This is a genomic window from Pseudomonas ceruminis, from assembly GCF_021602025.1.
In the GTDB taxonomy this organism is placed as follows: domain Bacteria; phylum Pseudomonadota; class Gammaproteobacteria; order Pseudomonadales; family Pseudomonadaceae; genus Aquipseudomonas; species Aquipseudomonas ceruminis.
This window is the reverse complement of record NZ_BQHW01000001.1, coordinates 150485-170941: the sequence shown is the minus strand read 5'-3', so window position 1 is coordinate 170941 and position 20457 is coordinate 150485. Positions and strand designations below refer to the sequence as shown.

Below are 20457 nucleotides of genomic sequence, written 5' to 3'. Positions count from 1 at the left end.
GTGAATGTGCGGCCATTCTCAAGCTGCACGCCACAAGCTGCAAGCGCCAAGCATGCGCCGATCCATGCATAGCGCTTTTTCTTGCAGCTTGAAGCTCGCGGCTTGCAGCTACCAGACCCATAGGTAGAATGGCGCCCTTCCGTTCAGAGTCAGAGCAGATCACATGGCGTTGCCGACCTTAAGGATCATTGGTTTCATCATCGGCATCTTCCTGATCACCCTGGCGGTCAGCATGGTTGTGCCCATGGCGACCCTGGTGATCTTCGAACGTACCGGTGACCTGCCATCGTTCCTCTGGGCAAGCCTGATCACCTTCATTGCCGGCCTGGCCCTGGTCATCCAGGGCCGCCCCGAGCATGTCCACCTGCGCCCGCGGGACATGTACCTGCTGACCGTCAGCAGTTGGCTGGTGGTGTGCGTCTTCGCCGCGCTGCCCTTCCTGCTGACCCAGCACATCAGTTACACCGATGCGTTCTTCGAGAGTATGTCCGGCATCACCGCCACCGGCGCCACGGTGCTCAGCGGGCTGGATACCATGTCGCCGGGGATCTTGATGTGGCGCTCGATGCTGCACTGGCTCGGCGGTATTGGCTTCATCGCCATGGCGGTGGCGATCCTGCCGCTGCTGCGTATCGGCGGTATGCGTCTGTTCCAGACCGAGTCGTCGGACCGATCGGAAAAGGTCATGCCACGCTCGCACATGGTCGCCAAGTCTATCGTGGCGGTGTACGTCGGCTTTTCGGTGATTGGCGCCCTGGCCTTCTGGTGGGCCGGCATGAGCCCGTTCGACGCAATCAACCACGCCATGTCGGCAATTTCGACGGGCGGGTTCTCCACCTCTGACCAGTCGCTGGCCAAATGGGACATCCCGGCCGTGCACTGGGTCGCGGTGGTAGTGATGATCCTGGGTAGCCTGCCCTTCACCCTTTACGTTGCCACCCTGCGCGGCAACCGCAATGCACTGATCCGTGACCAGCAAGTACAAGGGCTGCTCGGCATGCTGGTGGTGACTTGGCTGGTGCTGGGCACCTGGTACTGGGCCACCACCAACCTGCACTGGCTCGATGCCTTGCGTCACGTTGCACTGAACGTCACGTCTGTGGTCACCACCACCGGTTTCGCATTGGGCGACTACAGCTTGTGGGGCAATTTCTCGCTGATGCTGTTCTTCTACCTGGGCTTCGTCGGCGGCTGCTCCGGCTCGACCGCCGGGGGTATCAAGATTTTCCGCTTCCAGGTGGCCTACATCCTGCTCAAGGCCAGCCTTAATCAGTTGATTCACCCGCGTGCGGTGATCAAGCAGAAATACAACGGCCACCGCCTGGACGAAGAGATCGTGCGCTCGATCCTCACCTTCTCGTTCTTCTTCGCGATCACCATCTGCGTGATGGCCTTGCTGTTGTCGCTGCTGGGCGTGGACTGGATGACCGCGTTGACCGGCGCCGCCGGTACCGTTTCGGGCGTTGGCCCAGGCCTGGGCGAAGTGATCGGCCCTTCGGGCAACTACGCCACGCTGCCGGACGCCGCCAAATGGATCCTCGCTGCCGGCATGCTGCTCGGCCGGCTGGAGATCATCACGGTGCTGGTGTTGTGCATGCCGGCGTTCTGGCGTCACTGACCACCACGGCTTGCCCGCCCAGGCGTGCGCGGTATTCGCTCGGGGTGACATCGAACCAGCGGCGGAAGGCCCGGTAGAAATTGCTAGGGTCGGCGAAGCCCAGCAGGTAAGCGGTTTCCAGCAGTGTCATGCCCGGTTGGGCAAGGTATTGCTCGGCCAGCTCACGGCGGGTGTCGTCGAGCAATGCCTGAAAGCTGGTGCCCTCTTCCTGCAAGCGCCGTTGGAGCGTGCGCTGGGACAGGTGCAGCGCCTGGGCCAGGGTTTCGCGCTTGGGCTCACCCTGGGGCAGGATGCGGCACAGCACCTGCCGCACCCGGTGCGTCACCCGGCTTTCCGAAAAACGCGCCAGGTATTCGCCGGCAAATCGGTCATGCAGGATCGCCATGGCCTCGTTGGCTGTCGGCAACGCTGCCTCCATGTCGGCGCGCTCGAACACCAGCGCATCGTGGGGCGCACCGAACACCAGCGGCGAATGAAATGCCACCTTGTACGGCTCGATATTTTTCGGTTGCGGCCCCTGGATCATGACCCGCCGAGGCTGGATCGGCCGCCCACTGAGCCACTTGCTCAGCGCCAGCGCGCACGCCAGCGAGGCCTCGGCGCTGTGCCGGGTAGGCGGCAGGTGATCGCCGTGTACCGTGAGGATCAACGCATAACCCTCCGGCCCAAGGCGGAAACTCAGGTCGGAGCTCTCGGCGATGATGCGCTGGTAACGCACCAGGCGCTCGAAGCCCTCGGCCAGCGTGCGGCTGGACATCAATGCATAGCCCACCACATGGAACGAAGCCGGCCGCACCACCCGCGCCATGTTCAAGCCGATGGCTTCGTTGCCCGAGAGTTCGACCGCCAGTTGCCACAGGCGGGTCATGGAATCCTGAGGGAAGCGCGCATCGGGGTCGTCCAATGCCGCGAAATCCAAGCCAAGCTGCCTGAACATGGCCGGGCAATCCAGCCCCTCCAGCTCAAGTGCCTTGACAATCCCTGATGCCCAGCTGGCTGACGTGGTTCTTTCACTCATGGCAGGCTTCTTATGCTGACCGCTCCGTGCGGTTAACCCCAAGGATACTTAATTGGCGCCTATTGTCACTGGCCGGCCCCGCCAATGACTCTAGACTCGATTCAGGCTCCACGCCGTGTATCCTGTCAAAAAGTGATAATTCCGGAGCACTGCCATGAACAGCACCGTGCAGTATCGCAGCTTTGCCGAGTTCTACCCCTACTACCTGGGGGAGCACAGCAACCCTACCTGCCGGCGCCTGCACTTTGTCGGCACCAGCCTGGTCATTGCCCTGCTGGCCTACACCATTGGCAGTGGCAAGTGGCTGCTGTTGCTGGCGGTGCCGGTATTCGGCTATGGGTTCGCCTGGGTCGGGCACTTCTTTTTCGAGAAGAACCGACCGGCGACGTTCAAGCATCCGCTGTATAGCTTGATTGGCGATTTCGCCATGTTTCGCGACATTCTGCTGGGGAGGGTCAGCTTGTAGGGCCTGCGGGCACCTGCTTCAGGCAGGTTCGCGCAGCGCGGCAGCCTGTTCAGCCTGCCGCGCCTGTACCTCGGCCAACCGGTACAGCTCGATGCTACCGTCCCAATGCTCGATCAATGCCGTGCAAGACTCTACCCAATCACCACAGTTGAGGTAATCCACCTCGCCGACCTTACGGATCTCGGCATGGTGGATATGCCCGCACACCACCCCATGGAAGCCGCGCCGGGTGCACTCGTGGGCAATGGCATCCTCGAAATCGCTGATGAAATTCACCGCGCCCTTGACCTTGTGCTTGAGGTACGCCGACAGCGACCAGTAACCATAGCCGTAGCGAGCGCGCCAATGGTTGAGCCAGCGGTTGAGCACCAGGGTCACCTCGTAGGCGCGGTCGCCGAGAAAGGCCAGCCAGCGGTGGTAGCGGGTGATCACATCGAACTGGTCACCATGGATGACCAACAGCCGCCGGCCGTCCGCGGTCAGATGCTCAGCCTCGTCGACCAATTGGATATTGCCCAGGACCAACTTGGAGTAACGCCGCAGGAACTCATCATGGTTGCCGGTGACGTAGATCACCTCGGTGCCGCGCTTGCTCAGGGTGAGCAAGCGGCGAATGACATTGGTGTGGGCTTGTGGCCAGTAGATGCCACTGCGCAGCTTCCAGCCGTCGATGATGTCGCCGACCAGGTAGATGCGGTCGGCCTGGTACCCCTTGAGGAACTGCGACAGGTGTTCGGCCTGACAGTCCCGCGTCCCCAGGTGCACGTCGGATATCCATAAGGTGCGCACACGCTGCTTGCGCGATGGGCGAAAACGTTCGGCATGGGTCATGGGCAGGCTCCAGCGCTGTTTGCTGGAGACTGGCAGGCAGACATGACAGATGGGTGGCAACCATGTGACGAGTGATGGGCCGCCAAGATTGGGGCACAATGGTTACCTGCCCTGCGAGGACACCCCCATGACCGCCGGCCCGATACTTTCGCTGCGCCACTATCGCGACGACCTGATCGCCCACAGCCACGAGCACCCACAATTGGTGTTCGGCCTGCGTGGCCGCCTGGATTTCGAAGTGCAGGGCCACGGCGCACGGGTCGACCGCCAGGGTCTGGTGGTGGTGCCGGCCGGCACCCATCATACCTGCGGCAGCGACACCGGCAGCCACTGCCTGGTGCTCGATGTGCCGAGCGAGCGTTGGTTACGTGAGCAACTCGGCGAGCATGCCGACGCCAGCCGCCGCCTGCTGGCGCGCCCGGGCGCACTGGGGCTGGACAGCCGCCAGCAGCAACTGGTGGATTGGCTGGCAGCCAGCCCGGTGGACGACCCGTTGATCGCCCGTCAGGGTGCGGTGTTGTTGCTGGCCAGCCTCAACCCGGCAGCTTCGGCCAGCGTAACGCCCAGCCATCGCCTGCCCTATGCCGCCTTCGACCGGCATATCGAACAGCACGCCGCCCACCCCTTGCAGGTTGCCGACTTGGCGCGCATCGCCGGGCTGTCGAGTGCCCGGCTGCATGCGCGGTTTTCCGCTGAAACTGGCATGACGCCGATGGATTACATCCGCCAGCGGCGCCTGCTCAAGGCGCGGCAGCTGGTCACGCAGACGTTGCTGCCGATGGGGGAAATTGCTGCGCAGGTGGGGTATGAATCGCAGAGTGCATTTTCGGCGGCGATGCTGCGGGCGTTTGGCTGTACGCCGATGGCGTTGCGGCGAGAGCCTGGCGACAAAGAACGCTAGGTGGGCGACAGATTGTGTCTGTCTGAGTCCTTACGCTATGGCGTGACTGGCCTATTCGCGCAGCAAGCCCGCGAAGAGGACTGACAACCCCTCTGCTCAAGGACCACCATGAACCACCGCACAGCCCTAGGCGCCCTGCACATCGGCGCGCTGCTCTTCGGCCTGACCGGCATTTTCGGCAAGCTGGCCGCCAGTGCCAGCCCAGCCATCATTGTCTTTGGTCGCGCCGCCTTCGCCGTACTCGCCCTGGCCCTGTTCGCCAGCACCGTAGGTCCAGGCTGGCAGCGCCTGAGCGGCCGTGACATACAGCGCCTGCTACTCGGCGGCGTACTGCTGGCCGGCCACTGGGGCAGTTTTTTCATCGCCGTCAAGGTGGGCGGGGTGGCCATCGCCACCCTGGGTTTCGCCAGCTTTCCGGCCTTTACCGTGATCCTCGAAGGGGTACTACTGCGCGAACGCATCCGCCGCAACGAAGGGGTACTGGTGCTGTTGGTGAGCATCGGCCTGGTACTGGTGACACCGTCATTCGACCTTGCCAGCGAAGCTACCGGCGGCCTGCTCTGGTCACTGCTTTCCGGCTTGCTGTTCTCGCTGCTGTCGCTGACCAACCGCGCAGGCTCCGGCCGCCTGCCCGCCGTACAGGCAGCGCTGTGGCAGAACCTGGTGGTGGTTCTGTGCGCACTGCCGATCGCCGCGTCCGGCCTGGGCACCGTTGCGCCCCTGGACTGGCTGTGGATCGCCCTGCTTGGCGTTTTCTGCACCGGGGTCGCTCACAGCCTGTTCGTCGCCAGCCTGGCGGTGATCAAGGCACGCACCGCCGCCGTGGTGTTCGCCATGGAGCCGATCTACGGCATCGCCATGGCCTGGGTGGTGTTTGCAGAAACCCCCACCCCGCGCATGCTGCTGGGCGGCGTGCTGATCATCTTTGCCATCGTGCTGTCCAGCCGCCTCGCGGCTGCGCAAGCACCCAAGCAACGCGCCCTGGCTGACAGTGCCTGATCAACGATCGTTGTGACCCAGGTCGCGCTGGGGGTCGATCTGGTCACGCACCCGCTGCTTGAGCACCTTGGCTTCAGGGAAGCCACCGTCAGCCTTGCGCTCCCAGATCTGCACACCATTGCAGGTAATGCGGAACACCCCGCCGGTACCGGGCTCCAGCGCAACGCGGCCAAGGTCGTCGGAGAACGTGCTAAGCAGCTCCTGCGCCAGCCAGGCGGCACGCAGCAGCCACTGGCACTGCGTGCAATATGTGATGACGATTTCCGGCTTGCTGTTGGCCATGGTGGCGCATCTCCAGTTGAGGGGATGCTTATACTAGCGGTCTTTAGCCCATGGTTTGAGACTCACGATGCGCCGCCTGCTGTTCTGCCTTTTGCTGACGCTCACCTCTTTCACCTTGCTCGCCGCCGAACCGGCCCACCCCAAGGTCGGCCTGGTGCTCTCCGGCGGGGCCGCCCGTGGCCTGGCCCACATCGGCGTGCTCAAGGCCCTGGAGGAACAGGGTGTGCGTATCGACGCCATTGCCGGCACCAGCATGGGCGCCGTGGTGGGCGGGCTGTATGCGTCCGGCTACAGCGTCGAGGAACTGGAGAAACTCGCCACCACCCTGGATTGGCAGCAGGCGCTGTCCGATGCCCCGCCGCGCAAGGATGTGCCCTTCAGGCGCAAGCAGGATGACCGCGACTTTCTGGTCAAGCAGAAACTGAGCTTTCGCGACGATGGCAGCCTTGGCCTGCCACTGGGGGTGATCCAGGGGCAAAACCTGGCATTGCTGCTGGAAAGCAAACTGGCGCACACCGCCGACACCCGCGACTTCGACAAGTTGCCGATCCCCTTTCGCGCCGTGGCCACCGACATTGCCAGTGGCGAAAAGGTGGTATTCCGCCGCGGCCACCTGCCTCAGGTGATCCGTGCCAGTATGTCGATCCCAGCTGTGTTTGCGCCGGTCGAGCTGGATGGCCGCCTGTTGGTGGACGGCGGTATGGTCGACAACATTCCGTTGGACGTGGCCCGGGAGATGGGCGTTGACCTGGCCATCGTCGTCGATATCGGTACCCCGCTACGCGATCGCAAGCAACTGGTTACCGTGGTGGACGTGCTCAACCAGTCGATCACCCTGATGACCCGGCGCAACTCCGAAGAACAACTGGCTAGCCTGCGCCACGACGACATCCTCATCCAGCCACAGCTGGCCGCTTTCGGCGTGACCGACTTTGGCCGCGCCCATGACATGATCGAAGCGGGCTACCGTGCCACCGGCCTGCTCGCCCCGCGCCTGGCGGCATTGCGCCGGCCCGAGGGTGACGTGAGCCTGGCCGTGGCCCGCTCACCCCGCCAGCGCACGCCTGTGATCACCGCGATCAAGGTGGAGAACCAGTCCAAGGTCAGCGACGATGTGATCCGCTACTACATCCGCCAGCCCATTGGCGAGCCACTGGAACTGGACCGCCTGCAGACCGACATGGGTACCCTGTATGGCCTGGACTACTTCGACGGCGTGCAGTACCGCGTGGTGCACAAGGGCGAGGATAATACGCTGGTGATCAACGCCCGCGGCAAAAGCGGTGGTACCGACTACCTGCGCCTGGGGCTGAACCTGTCGGACGACCTGCGGGGCGACAGCGCCTTCAACCTGGGCGCCAGCTACCGAGTCAACGGTATCAACCGCCTGGGCGCAGAATGGCTGACACGGGCCCAGATCGGCGACCAGCAGGAGCTCTACAGCGAATTCTATCAACCGCTCGACGTCGGCTCACGCTACTTCATCGCGCCCTACCTTGACCTGGGCTCGCAGAATATCGAGGCAACCCTGGATAACGACCCGATTGCCGAATACCGCTTGGAACGTTACGGCTTCGGCCTCAACGTCGGCCGCCAGATCGGCACCTATGGCGAAGTGCGCCTGGGCGCGGGCAAAGCATGGGGCGAGGCGCAGGTACGCATCGGCGATCAGGACCTGCCCAAAGTCAGCTTCAACGAAGGCTTCTATGAGCTGAAATACTCGTTCGACACCCTCGACAACGTGTACTTCCCGCACAGTGGTGAGGACATCGGCCTGACCCTGCGCAAGTACGACAAGTCGCTGGACTCAGATACCGATTATCGACAATGGTTATTGAATGTGGACAAGGCATTGAGCAGCGGCCCCAACACCCTGGTGCTGGGCGGGCGTTATGGGCGCACCCTGGACAAGACCGAGGTGGTGACGTCGAGCTTTGTCATGGGTGGGGCGCGGGAGCTGTCGGGCTTCCGCCAGGACTCGCTGTCGGGGCAGAACGTGAGCCTATTGCGCATGGTCTACTACCGCCGCCTGACACCACGCTCCTACCTGCCGCTGGACTTCCCGCTGTACATCGGCGGCTCGCTGGAACGTGGCAGGGCCTGGAACAACGACAATGAGTTCGACAGTGGCTACATCAATGCGGCAAGCATCTTCCTGGGCTTGGACACGCCATTGGGGCCGCTGAACCTGAGCTACGGGGCCAACAGCGCGCATGAACAGGCGGTGTACCTGAACCTTGGAAATACCTTCTGAATGAAAGGGGCTGGGTTGCAGCCCCTATTTTCAGGATTTTTCGAGGTTGGCGAGAATCTTCTCATGCACTCGCATGCACACTTCCAGGTCCGCCTCATCCACCCCGGTAAACAGCTCCAGCCGCAGGGCATTGGCGATGGTCTCGATCTGGTCGATCAGGGGTTTGGCTGGCGGGCACAGCACAATCTTCTTCGCCCGCCGGTCCTCCATCACCGCCTGGCGACGTACCAGGCCCTGGCTTTCCAGGCTGTCCAGCAACCGCGCCAGGGTCGGCCCCTCAACCCCGACGCTCTGTGCCAGCTCGCGCTGGGTCGGCGCTTCGTCGAAACGTGCCAGGTGCAACAACACCAGCCAGCGCGCCTGGGACAAGTTGAGCCCGGCCAGGCGTCGGTCCAGCTCGGCACGCCAGCCACGGGACATCTGTGCCAGCTGCATACCGAAGCGGTGTTGGTTGTCGGTCAGGGGCATAAGCAACTCATTAACTAGAACTAATTATTAGCCAGCTAACCATGACCCGGGCCATCAGGCAAGGCTGCGCGCTGTGGAACAGCTGAAAATCGTCAAAAGGGATGACAACGATCAGCGGATGCCGGAAATATCCCCGATCAGAGTTCGAACTCCGCCGCCAGTGCTGCCCGCATACAATACAGCACACCCTCCGGCACCCGGCCCGCGAACAAGGGCGCAATCGCCGAGACGGGCGGCAACTCCCCTTCGCCATCGAGGAAGGCGTCCTGTACTTCCATCATCAGGTCTTCAGGCAGGTCCAGCGCCTGCTCCAGGCTCAGTTCCTGGCGGCCAATAGCCTCGGCGAGCAGGCTGTAGACGTTCTTTTCGCTGCAGTTGAGCTGGCCGGCAATCTGTGCCGGGGTCATACCGGCGCGGGCCAGGCTGACCAGCTCATGACGCAGGTCGAGTACCACCTTGGGCGCTTCTTCCGTGCCACCAGCGCCATTGAGCACTTCGAGGAAAGCCTGACCGTAGCGCTCCAGTTTGCGTGCGCCCACGCCGCTGACCTGGCCCATGTCGCTGAGGCTGGTCGGCTGACTGCGCAGCATCTCCAGCAGGGTGGAGTCAGGGAAAATGACATAAGGCGGCACGCTGTGCTCCTCGGCCAGCTTGCGCCGCAGGGTGCGCAGCGCTTCCCACAGCTCGCGTTCCTCGGCGCGCACCAGCTGGCTGGCCGGGCTGCCGCCGCTGGAGGACGTCTTGGCCACAGTCTGGGGCTTGAGGTCACGGCGCAATTGCAAGGGCACCTCGCCCCGCAACAGAGGGCGGCAACTGTCGGACAGACGCAGGCCACCGTAGCCTTCAAGGTCGATGTCCACCAGGCCGCGGGCCACCAACTGGCGGAACAATGAACGCCACTCGGCCTCGGCCAACCCCTTGCCTACACCGAACACCGAAAGCTTTTCGTGGCCGAAATTACGCACCTTCTCCGTGTCCTTGCCCAGCAACACGTCGATCAGGTGGCCTACGCCATAGCGCTGGCCAGTACGGAACACCGCCGACAGTGCCTGGCGCGCAGGCTCGGTGGCGTCCCAGGTCTGAATCTGGTCTACACAATTGTCACAATGCCCACAGGGTTGCTCGAGCACTTCATCGAAGTAGGCCAGCAGCGATTGGCGGCGGCAACGGGTCTCTTCGCACAGCGCCAGCATGGCGTCGAGCTTGTGCTGCTCGACGCGCTTGTGGCGCTCGTCGCCCTCGGAGTTCTGCAGCATCTGCTTGAGCATCACCATGTCCTGCAGACCATAGGCCATCCAGGCGTCAGATGGCAGGCCATCCCGGCCGGCACGGCCAGTCTCCTGGTAATAGGCCTCAAGCGACTTAGGCAGGTCGAGGTGGGCGACGAAGCGCACGTTGGGCTTGTCGATGCCCATGCCGAACGCGATGGTGGCGACCATGATCAGCCCTTCCTCATTGAGGAAACGGTGCTGGTTGGCGGCACGCGTCTCGGCAGCCAGGCCTGCATGGTACGGCAATGCCGGAAAGCCTTGTTCGCAAAGGAACGCAGCCGTTTCGTCAACCTTCTTGCGCGACAAGCAGTAGACAATACCGGCATTGCCCCGGCGCTCGCCGAGGAAGGCCATCAACTGCTTGCGCGGCGACTCCTTGGGCACGATGCGGTAGAAGATGTTCGGCCGATCGAAGCTCGACAGGAAACGCTCGGCCCCCTGCAGGTGCAAACGCTGGACGATTTCCTCGCGGGTACGCATGTCGGCGGTGGCGGTCAGGGCGATGCGCGGCACATGGGGGAACAGTTCGGCCAACTGGCCCAACTGCAGGTATTCCGGGCGGAAATCGTGCCCCCATTGCGACACGCAGTGGGCCTCATCGATGGCGAACAGGGCGATGTCCAGCCCACGCAGAAAATCCAGCATGCGCGGCTGCACCAGGCGCTCTGGCGCCAGGTAAAGCATCTTCACCTCGCCACGGCGCAGGCGCCCGGCCAGGTCACGCTGCTGCTCGGCACTGAGCGTGGAGTTCAACGCTGCGGCAGCCACCCCGAGTTCATCGAGCGTGGCGACCTGGTCGTCCATCAGCGCGATCAGCGGTGACACGACCACTGTCAGGCCCGGGCGCAGCAGCCCCGGCACCTGAAAGCACAGCGACTTGCCGCCACCGGTAGGCATCAGCACCAGGGCATCGCCACCACTGGCCACGCATTCGATGATCGCTGCCTGGCGCCCTCGGAAACTGTCGTAGCCGAAGATATCCTTGAGAACGCGCTGAGCCTGTTCGAGCATGTGCAACTCCACAAATCGCCGTACCATCCTGGACACAGGCTGGACGAAAAACCCGCTCCGCACACGCCAAATGCGTAAGCGGCTTTTGCCAGATGGCAGGGGGAATCCTGCCCTGGGTGAAAATCGCGGAGTATACCCCAGCACCGCCCTGCGCAGGATGCCCCGGTGACAGACGTTCCCTTTGCCCCGCCGTCGCCGCAAGGTGCTAGAATTCATTATCGTTTATTCCCCAAGGTAGCCCTGTAATGTCCTTCGCCGAGCAACTGACCCGCCTGCAAGCCTTCCTCGACGCCGACGAGCTGCACGAAGAAGCGCTGGACTACGTCGCCGCCCACGGCTACCTGACCGCGCTGTCGATCTGCTCGGAAGACGTTCCCGAGCGCGAATGGATCGACGCGTTGTTCGCCGAAGAGCCCCATTACGCCAGCGATGCCCAGCGCACCGAAATCGAGGCCACCCTGGTGGCGCTCAAGGGGCACATCGCCCGTCAACTGGCCAGCGACGAAGAATTCGACCTGCCTTGCGAGCTGGACCTGACCGACGAGCCGGACGATTCCGACCTGCGCGGCTGGTGCATCGGCTTCATGGAAGGCGTGTTCCTGCGCGAGGAAGCCTGGTTCGAAAACGCCGAAGAAGAAGTCAGCGAGATGTTGCTGCCCATCATGGTCGGCTCCGGCCTGTTCGACGAACAACCTGAGTTCGCTGACATCGCCAGCAACGCCAACCTGCAGGACGACATGATCGTGCAGATCCCTGAGGCGCTGAGCGCTTTGTTCCTGCTGCTGCACGCACCCGACGAGAAGCCGGCGCTGCTCAAGCCACGCCACCACTGAGTCGGCTGTGCGCTACCTGCTGCTGGCCATCGGCTGGCTCAGCGTTGCGCTGGGGGTGCTGGGGATCTTCCTGCCGGTATTGCCCACCACCCCGTTCCTGCTGCTGGCGGCTGCCTGTTTCGCCCGCAGCTCGCCACGCTTTTACCACTGGCTGGTCACCCACCCCAAGCTAGGGCCGTGGATCCGCGACTACCTGAACGGCGAAGGCATCCCGCTGAAGGGCAAGGTCTACGCCATCGGGCTGATGTGGGCGAGCATTGGCCTATCCTGTTACCTGGTGCCTCTGTTCTGGGCACGGGTCTTCATGCTGACCAGTGCGGTGTTGGTGAGCCTGTATATTCTCAAGCAGAAAACCTTGCGCAAACCCGGTTGAGCGCGCGGCCAACAACTGATTTGGCAGGGACCGGCAAGGCCGGTGCGGTATGCCGCAGGTCAGCTGCGCAGCCAGCCCCACTTGTAGCCGAACGTCTTACACCGTATCCACCTTCAGCGAATGATCATCGAGCATCCCGTTGATGATGGTGGCTGTGTCATGCCCTGCCGATACCACACCACCCGCCCCGGCGGTTACCCCGTAATGCTGGGCCAGGTCGACGCCGGCCAGGTCGATTGTCTGGGTCGGCGCCGCTCCCGCCACACTGCTGACCTCGATGGTCGAAACCATATTGGCGCCAGTGCCGTTGACCTTGAAATGCAGGTAGTCATCCAGTGAGGAGGCGGTGGCGTGCTCGCCCTGCAGCAGTTGCGACAAATCGAGCTTGTCACTGCCAGGGGTGAAGTCGGTGACCGTGTCATGGCCACTGTCACCTTTCTGCCAGATGAAAATGTCGTTGCCATTGCCCCCGGTCAAGCTGTCGTCGCCGACCCCTCCGATAAGGGTGTCATTGCCATCACCCCCCTTGAGCACGTCGTTACCACCCCCGCCAATGAGGACATTGTCGCCATTGTTGCCGATCAAAATATCGCCATAGTCGGAGCCAACCAGGTTATGAATGCCATTGAGGCTTTCCAGGCCCGCACTTCCAGTGTCTTGTGCCCCGTCATGGCTCAGGTCAATCGTGACTCCCTCCTTGGCCAAGGCATAGTTGGCGGTAGCACTCGCCTCGACACCAGCAGCCGCATGGCCTACCAGCGAGGTGACGCCCATTGCGCCGACGGGGCTGATCGCGGCAGGGTCAACGCCTGCGCCAGCATGCACGCCGGCGTCCGGCGCCCTGGCGTAGTCAAGGACCATGCTCAGTTGGTAGCTCTCACCGCCTTTGCTCGCAGCGACCGGGTCACTCACCTGAATGCTGTACACCCCATCATGGCTGGCAGTAAAACTGTCGCCTGCGGCAATGGCCTGATAGGTGCCACCCGCCTCTTTCCACGCCAGCGCCAGGCTGGCATCGTGATGGGCCTGGTTCAGTTGCAAGGTTTCGCCTGTGCGCAAACTGATGTTGATCACCTCGTCGGCGTTGCCTTGGGCATTGGCCGCACCGCTCGCCCCCAGATACCCGAGCACTACCAGCGCAGCGGTCATGCTGCTGGCATCCAAGGTGAATGCACCGCGATCGACAAACCGTTGCTCAAGGCCCCGGCCATATCCATCACCACATTCGGATATCGAATTGTCATGCACATTGACGGTAATGGTTGTGGTGCTTTCGTCACCGTCGCCATCGCGAATGGTATAGACGAACCTATCGACCGCATCCCTCGGCGCAACTACGTCGGGGTCGGAGTGGTAAACCGCATTACCCTGGGCATCCAGGGTCAGGTAGCCATACTGACCGAACACTTTGCTGCCCAGTTGGCCAATGGCTGAGGTAGACGTGTCATGGCCGGCGCGCACACCCACCACATAGCCACAATCGCTCGGCACATCGGCGCCGATCACATCATTGAGCAGTACATTGCCCCGTACCACATCACCCTTGCCAACACTCACATAGTCACAGTGTGCCTGCGGGACATCGTCGACGATGGTGATGGTTACGGTGCTGGTGGTCCAGTTACCTACCGTATCCTCGACCCGATAGGTGAACGATTCAGTGACGGTGTTGGCACCATCATTGGCATGGGTCGGCGAATTCGCGGGAGAAGTCAGGGTATACGTGTAGGAGCCATCCGCGTTCAGATGAATCTGGCCATACTGGCCTACCGCATTGCCCACCAAGGTATAGGTCAGTGCTCCCACGCCACCTGCGACCTGGCCAACCAGGCTGCCGATCGCGGTTTCTCGGGGCGAGGTAGGATCGCTGCCGGTGACGGTGCCTGCCGCCAGGTCGTTGCCATCCTTGATCAGGTCCAGGGCGCTCTCGTAGACCTTGACCCCTCCGTCTCCACAGGGCTCCAACGAGTGGGTGTGCACGTTGATGGTAAGGGTGGTAGTGCTCTCGTCGCCATCGGCATCACGGATGGTGTAGACGAATGTCTCGAGCGCATCACGAGGGGCCACGGCATCGGGGTTTGAGTGGTACTCGGCGTTGCCATAGGCATCGATGGTCAGGTAGCCGTACTGCCCATGTACCTGGGTGTTCAGCTGGCCAATGGCCGAGGTCGAGGTATCGCTGCCGGCACGCACGCCGACCACGTATTGGCCATCACCCCGAGTATCAGCACCGATCACGTCATTGAGCATCACGTTGCCGCGCACCACATCGCCCTTGCCGACACTGACGTAATCACTGTTCGCGGTCGGCACGTCATCCACAATGCTGATGACGATGGTGCTGGTGGTCGAATTACCCAGTGAATCGCGCACCTGATAGGTGAAGGTTTCAGTGACCGTGTTGGCACCATCATTGGCATGCGTTGGCGAGTTTGCCGGTGAAGTCAGGGTGTAGGTGTAGGAGCCATCCGCGTTCAGCTGGATCTGGCCGTACTGCCCTACGGCATTCCCTACCAAGGTGTAGGTCAACGCACCGACACCGCCGCTGGTCGAACCAACCAACGTGCCAGACGCCGTTTCCAGGGTCGAACCGGGATCGCTGCCGGTGACAGTGCCTGCCGCCAGGTCGTTGCCGTCTTTGATCAGGTCCAGCGCCTTCTCGTACACCGTGACGTCATGGTCCGCACAGGCGATCAAGCCGTTGTGCACGTTGATGGTAATGGTCGTGGTGCTTTCATCGCCATCGGCGTCGCGGATGGTGTAGACGAACGTTTCCAGCGCATCCCTGGGCGAAGCGATGGTCGGGTCGGAGTGGTATTCGGCGTTGCCATAGGCATCGATAGTCAGGTAGCCGTACTGCCCATGCACCTGGGTGTTCAACTGGCCAATGGCCGAGGTCGAGGTATCGCTGCCGGCACGCACGCCGACCACGTATTGGCCATCACCCCGGGTATCTGCACCGACCACGTCATTGAGCATCACGTTGCCCCGTACCACATCACCCTTGCCAACACTCACATAGTCACAATGTGCCTGCGGAACATCGTCGACGATGGTGATGGTTACGGTGCTGGTGGTCCAGTTACCTACCGTATCCTCGACCCGATAGGTGAACGATTCAGTGACGGTGTTGGCACCATCATTGGCATGGTTCGGCGAATTCGCGGGAGAAGTCAGGGTATACGTGTAGGAGCCATCCGCGTTCAGATGAATCTGGCCATACTGGCCTACCGCATTGCCCACCAAGGTATAGGTCAGTGCTCCCACGCCACCTGCGACCTGGCCAACCAGGCTGCCGATCGCGGTTTCTCGGGGCGAGGTAGGATCGCTGCCGGTGACGGTGCCTGCCGCCAGGTCGTTGCCATCCTTGATCAGGTCCAGGGCGCTCTCGTAGACCTTGACCCCTCCGTCTCCACAGGGCTCCAACGAGTGGGTGTGCACGTTGATGGTAAGGGTGGTAGTGCTCTCGTCGCCATCGGCATCACGGATGGTGTAGACGAATGTCTCGAGCGCATCACGAGGGGCCACGGCATCGGGGTTTGAGTGGTACTCGGCGTTGCCATAGGCATCGATGGTCAGGTAGCCGTACTGCCCATGTACCTGGGTGTTCAGCTGGCCAATGGCCGAGGTCGAGGTATCGCTGCCGGCACGCACGCCGACCACGTATTGGCCATCACCCCGAGTATCAGCACCGATCACGTCATTGAGCATCACGTTGCCGCGCACCACGTCGCCCTTGCCGACACTGACGTAATCACTGTTCGCGGTCGGCACATCGTCGACAATGCTGATGACGATGGTGCTGGTGGTCGAATTGCCCAGTGAATCCCGCACCTGGTAGGTGAAGGTCTCCGTCACTGTGTTGGCGCCATCGTTGGCATGCGTTGGCGAGTTTGCCGGTGAAGTCAGGGTGTAGGTATAGGAGCCATCCGCGTTCAGCTGGATCTGACCGTACTGCCCCACCGCGCTGCCAACCAGACTGAACGTCAGCGCACCGACACCGCCGCTGGCTGAGCCAACCAACGTGCCAGACGCCGTTTCCAGGGTCGAACCTGGATCGCTGCCGGTGACAGTGCCGGCCGCCAGGTCGTTGCCGTCTTTGATCAGGTCCAGCGCCTTCTCGTACACCGTGACGTCATGGTCCGCACAGGCGATCAGGCCGTTGTGCACGTTGATGGTAATGGTCGTGGTGCTCTCATCGCCATCGGCGTCGCGAATGGTGTAGACGAATGTTTCCAGCGCATCCCTGGGCGAAGCGATGGTCGGGTCGGAGTGGTATTCGGCGTTGCCATAGGCATCGATGGTCAGGTAGCCGTACTGCCCATGCACCTGGGTGTTCAGTTGGCCAATGGCCGAGGTTGAAGTATCGCTGCCGGCACGCACGCCGACCACGTATTGACCATCACCCCGAGTATCAGCACCGATCACGTCATTGAGCATCACGTTGCCGCGTACCACGTCGCCCTTGCCGACACTGACGTAATCACTGTTCGCGGTCGGCACGTCATCCACAATGCTGATGACGATGGTGCTGGTGGTCGAATTACCCAGTGAATCCCGCACCTGGTAGGTGAAGGTCTCCGTCACTGTGTTGGCGCCATCGTTGGCATGAATTGGCGAGTTCGCCGGTGAAGTCAGTGTGTAGGTATAGGAGCCATCCGCGTTCAGCTGGATCTGGCCGTACTGCCCTACGGCATTCCCGACCAAGGTGTAGGTCAAAGCACCGACACCGCCGCTGGTCGAACCAACCAACGTGCCAGACGCCGTTTCCAGGGTCGAACCGGGATCGCTGCCAGTGACAGTACCGGCCGCCAGGTCGTTGCCGTCCTTGATCAGGTCCAGCGCCTTCTCGTACACCGTGACGTCATGGTCCGCACAGGCGATCAGGCCGTTGTGCACGTTGATGGTAATGGTCGTCGTGCTCTCATCGCCATCGGCGTCGCGGATGGTGTAGACGAACGTTTCCAGCGCATCCCTAGGCGAAGCGATGGTCGGGTCGGAGTGGTATTCGGCGTTGCCATAGGCATCGATAGTCAGGTAGCCGTACTGCCCATGCACCTGCGTGTTCAGTTGGCCAATGGCCGAGGTTGAAGTATCGCTGCCGGCACGCACGCCGACCACGTATTGGCCATCACCCCGAGTATCAGCACCGACCACGTCATTGAGCATCACGTTGCCACGCACCACGTCGCCCTTGGCCACACTGACGTAATCACTGTTAGCCGTCGGCACATCGTCGACAATGCTGATGACGATGGTGCTGGTGGTCGAATTACCCAGTGAATCGCGCACCTGATAGGTGAAGGTTTCAGTGACCGTATTGGCGCCATCGTTGGCATGAATTGGCGAGGTCGCCGGTGAAGTCAGGGTGTAGGTATAGGAGCCATCCGCGTTCAGCTGGATCTGGCCGTACTGGCCCACCGCGCTGCCAACCAGGCTGAACGTCAGCGCACCGACACCGCCGCTGGCTGAGCCAACCAACGTGCCAGACGCCGTTTCCAGGGTCGAACCTGGATCGCTGCCGGTGACAGTGCCGGCCGCCAGGTCGTTGCCGTCCTTGATCAGATCCAGCGCCTTCTCGTACACCGTGACGTCATGGTCCGCACAGGCGATCAGGCCGTTGTGCACGTTGATGGTAATGGTCGTGGTGCTTTCGTCGCCATCGGCGTCGCGGATGGTGTAGACGAACGTTTCCAGCGCATCCCTGGGCGAAGCGATGGTCGGGTCGGAGTGGTATTCGGCGTTGCCAAAGGCATCGATGGTCAGGTAGCCGTACTGCCCATGTACCTGGGTGTTCAACTGGCCAATGGCCGAGGTCGAGGTATCGCTGCCGGCACGCACGCCGACCACGTATTGGCCATCGCTACGGGTATCAGCACCGACCACGTCATTGAGCATCACGTTGCCACGCACCACGTCGCCCTTGGCCACGCTGACGTAATCACTGTTCGCCGTCGGCACGTCGTCGACGATATTCACATCCAGGCTGCCCGTGGCGGTGCTGCCATCGACATCCTTGGCAATTACCTGGAAATGCTCGCTGATACTGTTACTACCCTGGCCGGAAGGGTGGCTTTCGTTGCCCACCAGGGTGTAGCTGTAGCTCACCACGCCAGTGGCGGGGTCATAACCTGTGATCGTCAACGTGTTGCCTTGGGCAGTGACAATCGACTGCGCAAAGCCTGCCGCAACGCCTGCGCTGATCACGCTGATGCCGCCCACGGTCAGGCTCTGCAAACCGTCTGGCGCGGTAACCTTGAACGTACCTTGCTGGGTCAGGGCGCTTGCATCTGGTGCGCTGCCATCGTGCAGGTGTTTCTCGTGAAGCGTCAGTTCGCCGCCCTGTGCATCCAAGCCGTCAAGCGTCACCGGGTCGTCGAGGTTGCTGATGTTCAGGGTCAACGTCGCGCTGCTGGTGTCGCCGTCGGCGTCCTTGATCGTGTAGGTGAAACTTTCCACTCCATGGCCGCCACCCCCCAGGTTCTTGAAGCCCAGGCCGCCGGTGTTGAGGGTATAGGTATACGAGCCGTCAGCCGCCAGGATCAAGGTGCCGTAGGTACCAACAAACGTACCGGCTATCACCGGGCCGCCCGGAACGCGGTCGGCACCTTGCACGTCATTGCTCAGCACATTGCCGGTCAATTCGGTGCGTAGCTCCGTGGCGCTGAACGGATGGCTGTCATCCACCGCTGTCGGTACATCATCACGGATGCTGATCTGCAGCGTCCCTTGCGCCGTATCACCGTCGGTGTCGCTGACGAACACCGGGAAGTGCTCGCTCAGCGAATTGGTCCCTGCACCCTCGGCATGCTGTTCGGCACCGGTCAGGGTATAGCTGTAGCTCACCACGCCCGTTGCCGGGTCGTAGCCAGTGATTGTCAGGATATTGCCCAGCGCGGTAGTGATCGATTGGCCTACGCCGGTCACCACGCCGGCGGTCACCACACTGATGCCGCCCAGGGTGAGATTGAACACACCGTCCGGCGCCACAACGGTAAAGCTGCCGTGCTGGGTCAGGGCCGCTGGATTGCTGGCAGACCCCAGCGGCAGATTGGCTTCATCCAGGCCAGGGTCGCCAGGGTTGAGCTCAAGCCCGCGCAGTTGAACGGGATGGTTCTCATCAGTAGGCGTCAACGGGGGGTTAGGCTCGCCGGGAGGATTGGGCTGGCCGGGTGGCAAACCACCGTCGGTGCCACCGCCACCACTGTCGCCAGCGCGCAGGGCGCGCCCATTGCCCAAATCCCCGACATAGCGATTGGCAAGCTCCGGGGTGCCATTGAACCCGGCAGTCGGAAACCCCACTACCGGGTCGACCCGCGCCGCCACTTCGGTCAGCATCACAACACTGTGGCCACCGCCCAACGCCCCCGGCGCAGCAGCGCCGTCGGGGCCGGCTGCGGGTGCTTCGCTGGTTTCACTTGGGTCGGCACCCGCGGCAATCGCTTGCTGAATACGCTCCACATCGGTGAGCTGTGCCGCACTTGGGGAGGCGTCCTGGGAATGTACCGGGTGCGCGTGATGGGTCAGCAGGTCCGCGGTCATCTGCCGGATGCTGTCGCGCCCCAGCGTAAGTTCGCCGCCACTTTGCAAGCGCACCGCCACCGCACCAGCGGCGCCTGTCTCAAGCTGCTCGCCTGCGAACAAGCGGTCCCCTTCGATCAACGGGCGACGACTGCCGTCGCTGCCCAGGGCGAACACCTCACCGACCACCTTGCTGACCACACCGACTAACTTAGCCATGAGCGCACGCCTCCCCTTCCCTATTTGGCTACATCAGCCAACGACATGGCGGTGGAGTCAAAGGCTTCGAGTCCGAGTGTCTCAACGGTGAGAATCGTTCTCCAAGGTCTGCTTTGGCGATAGTCATGGACTAATTGGCCATCATTCAATGCCAATTTTTTGTCGCCAAATTCCGCTTTGACCCTTCCATCCTGCGTTTTTAGCTGCAAATAATCTGGAACTTCGTGCAGGGCTTGAAAAACGTGACCTGCAGCCGGTTGCAAATTCATCTGGAAGAAACAATGTCTCGGATTTGTTAGACCGCATAAGTTTTTTTTCGCATAAAACTTATGAAGAAATCTTCTTAGCTGACGCGCCAAATGTTCTTAGCTCTGTTGTTACAAACTTGAAAC

Annotated in this window: 14 protein-coding genes; 7 read left to right on the top strand and 7 right to left on the bottom strand. The window is 62.0% G+C overall.

What is annotated here, in order from left to right; all coding sequences use genetic code 11:
• Positions 1-163: 163 nt before the first annotated feature.
• Positions 164-1618, top strand: coding sequence for a TrkH family potassium uptake protein (locus L6D80_RS00770; protein WP_054902808.1), 1455 nt, complete (start codon positions 164-166; stop codon positions 1616-1618).
• Here L6D80_RS00770 and L6D80_RS00765 read toward each other — a convergent pair.
• A complete protein-coding gene (locus L6D80_RS00765; RefSeq protein WP_054902809.1) occupies positions 1575-2636 on the bottom strand; it encodes an AraC family transcriptional regulator in 1062 nt (353 codons plus the stop codon). The two genes, L6D80_RS00770 and L6D80_RS00765, sit on opposite strands and share 44 nt — an antisense overlap.
• Before the next feature lie 154 nt (positions 2637-2790).
• On the opposite strand from L6D80_RS00765, the gene L6D80_RS00760 reads away from it, so the two are divergent.
• Positions 2791-3102: an Mpo1-like protein gene (locus L6D80_RS00760; RefSeq protein ID WP_176512466.1), complete on the top strand. Its 312-nt coding sequence runs from the start codon at positions 2791-2793 to the stop codon at positions 3100-3102.
• A gap of 18 nt (positions 3103-3120) precedes the next feature.
• On the opposite strand, the gene L6D80_RS00755 is transcribed toward L6D80_RS00760, so the two are convergent.
• Positions 3121-3933 carry a UDP-2,3-diacylglucosamine diphosphatase gene (locus L6D80_RS00755; RefSeq protein ID WP_054902811.1) on the bottom strand — a complete coding sequence of 271 codons (813 nt, stop codon included), beginning with the start codon at positions 3931-3933 and terminating at the stop codon, positions 3121-3123.
• Positions 3934-4060: 127 nt separating this feature from the next.
• Here L6D80_RS00755 and L6D80_RS00750 point away from each other — a divergent pair, with 127 nt between their 5' ends.
• On the top strand, positions 4061-4834 hold the full coding sequence (locus tag L6D80_RS00750; protein ID WP_176512465.1) for a helix-turn-helix transcriptional regulator: 774 nt from the start codon (positions 4061-4063) through the stop codon (positions 4832-4834).
• Between the two features lie 108 nt (positions 4835-4942).
• The gene (locus L6D80_RS00745) at positions 4943-5833 is read left to right on the top strand and encodes a DMT family transporter (protein WP_176512464.1); all 891 of its coding nucleotides are present in this window, start codon (positions 4943-4945) and stop codon (positions 5831-5833) included.
• Here L6D80_RS00745 and L6D80_RS00740 read toward each other — a convergent pair whose 3' ends face one another.
• Positions 5834-6115, bottom strand: a complete 282-nt coding sequence (locus L6D80_RS00740) for an Rdx family protein (protein WP_054902814.1) — start codon at positions 6113-6115, stop codon at positions 5834-5836.
• Positions 6116-6182: 67 nt separating this feature from the next.
• On the opposite strand from L6D80_RS00740, the gene L6D80_RS00735 reads away from it, so the two are divergent.
• Positions 6183-8369: a patatin-like phospholipase family protein gene (locus L6D80_RS00735; RefSeq protein ID WP_176512463.1), complete on the top strand. Its 2187-nt coding sequence runs from the start codon at positions 6183-6185 to the stop codon at positions 8367-8369.
• Between the two features lie 30 nt (positions 8370-8399).
• Here L6D80_RS00735 and L6D80_RS00730 read toward each other — a convergent pair whose 3' ends face one another.
• Positions 8400-8837, bottom strand: coding sequence for a MarR family transcriptional regulator (locus tag L6D80_RS00730; RefSeq protein WP_054902816.1), 438 nt, complete (start codon positions 8835-8837; stop codon positions 8400-8402).
• 137 nt (positions 8838-8974) lie between these two features.
• Positions 8975-11119 carry a DNA helicase RecQ gene (gene recQ / locus L6D80_RS00725; protein ID WP_054902817.1) on the bottom strand — a complete coding sequence of 715 codons (2145 nt, stop codon included), beginning with the start codon at positions 11117-11119 and terminating at the stop codon, positions 8975-8977.
• Between the two features lie 245 nt (positions 11120-11364).
• On the opposite strand from recQ, the gene L6D80_RS00720 reads away from it, so the two are divergent.
• Both L6D80_RS00720 and L6D80_RS00715 read left to right on the top strand, forming a co-directional pair.
• Positions 11365-11952, top strand: coding sequence for a YecA/YgfB family protein (locus L6D80_RS00720; RefSeq protein ID WP_039602166.1), 588 nt, complete (start codon positions 11365-11367; stop codon positions 11950-11952).
• Positions 11953-11959: 7 nt separating this feature from the next.
• Complete coding sequence (locus L6D80_RS00715; protein WP_054902818.1) at positions 11960-12325, top strand: YbaN family protein; 366 nt, start codon at positions 11960-11962, stop codon at positions 12323-12325.
• Positions 12326-12421: 96 nt separating this feature from the next.
• Here the strand turns inward: L6D80_RS00715 and L6D80_RS00710 are convergent, their stop codons facing one another.
• Both L6D80_RS00710 and L6D80_RS00705 read right to left on the bottom strand, forming a co-directional pair.
• Positions 12422-20065 carry a retention module-containing protein gene (locus tag L6D80_RS00710; RefSeq protein WP_182387606.1) on the bottom strand — a complete coding sequence of 2548 codons (7644 nt, stop codon included), beginning with the start codon at positions 20063-20065 and terminating at the stop codon, positions 12422-12424.
• Between the two features lie 20 nt (positions 20066-20085).
• The gene (locus L6D80_RS00705; RefSeq protein ID WP_176513374.1) at positions 20086-20334 is read right to left on the bottom strand and encodes a hypothetical protein; all 249 of its coding nucleotides are present in this window, start codon (positions 20332-20334) and stop codon (positions 20086-20088) included.
• Positions 20335-20457 lie beyond the last annotated feature (123 nt).

Coding starts and splice junctions, on each gene's coding strand:
- L6D80_RS00770 (WP_054902808.1), top strand. CDS start 164: ATGGCGTTGCCGACCTTAAGGATCATTGGTTTCATCATCGGCATCTTC.
- L6D80_RS00765 (WP_054902809.1), bottom strand. CDS start 2,636: ATGAGTGAAAGAACCACGTCAGCCAGCTGGGCATCAGGGATTGTCAAG.
- L6D80_RS00760 (WP_176512466.1), top strand. CDS start 2,791: ATGAACAGCACCGTGCAGTATCGCAGCTTTGCCGAGTTCTACCCCTAC.
- L6D80_RS00755 (WP_054902811.1), bottom strand. CDS start 3,933: ATGACCCATGCCGAACGTTTTCGCCCATCGCGCAAGCAGCGTGTGCGC.
- L6D80_RS00750 (WP_176512465.1), top strand. CDS start 4,061: ATGACCGCCGGCCCGATACTTTCGCTGCGCCACTATCGCGACGACCTG.
- L6D80_RS00745 (WP_176512464.1), top strand. CDS start 4,943: ATGAACCACCGCACAGCCCTAGGCGCCCTGCACATCGGCGCGCTGCTC.
- L6D80_RS00740 (WP_054902814.1), bottom strand. CDS start 6,115: ATGGCCAACAGCAAGCCGGAAATCGTCATCACATATTGCACGCAGTGC.
- L6D80_RS00735 (WP_176512463.1), top strand. CDS start 6,183: ATGCGCCGCCTGCTGTTCTGCCTTTTGCTGACGCTCACCTCTTTCACC.
- L6D80_RS00730 (WP_054902816.1), bottom strand. CDS start 8,837: ATGCCCCTGACCGACAACCAACACCGCTTCGGTATGCAGCTGGCACAG.
- recQ (WP_054902817.1), bottom strand. CDS start 11,119: ATGCTCGAACAGGCTCAGCGCGTTCTCAAGGATATCTTCGGCTACGAC.
- L6D80_RS00720 (WP_039602166.1), top strand. CDS start 11,365: ATGTCCTTCGCCGAGCAACTGACCCGCCTGCAAGCCTTCCTCGACGCC.
- L6D80_RS00710 (WP_182387606.1), bottom strand. CDS start 20,065: ATGGCTAAGTTAGTCGGTGTGGTCAGCAAGGTGGTCGGTGAGGTGTTC.
- L6D80_RS00705 (WP_176513374.1), bottom strand. CDS start 20,334: ATGAATTTGCAACCGGCTGCAGGTCACGTTTTTCAAGCCCTGCACGAA.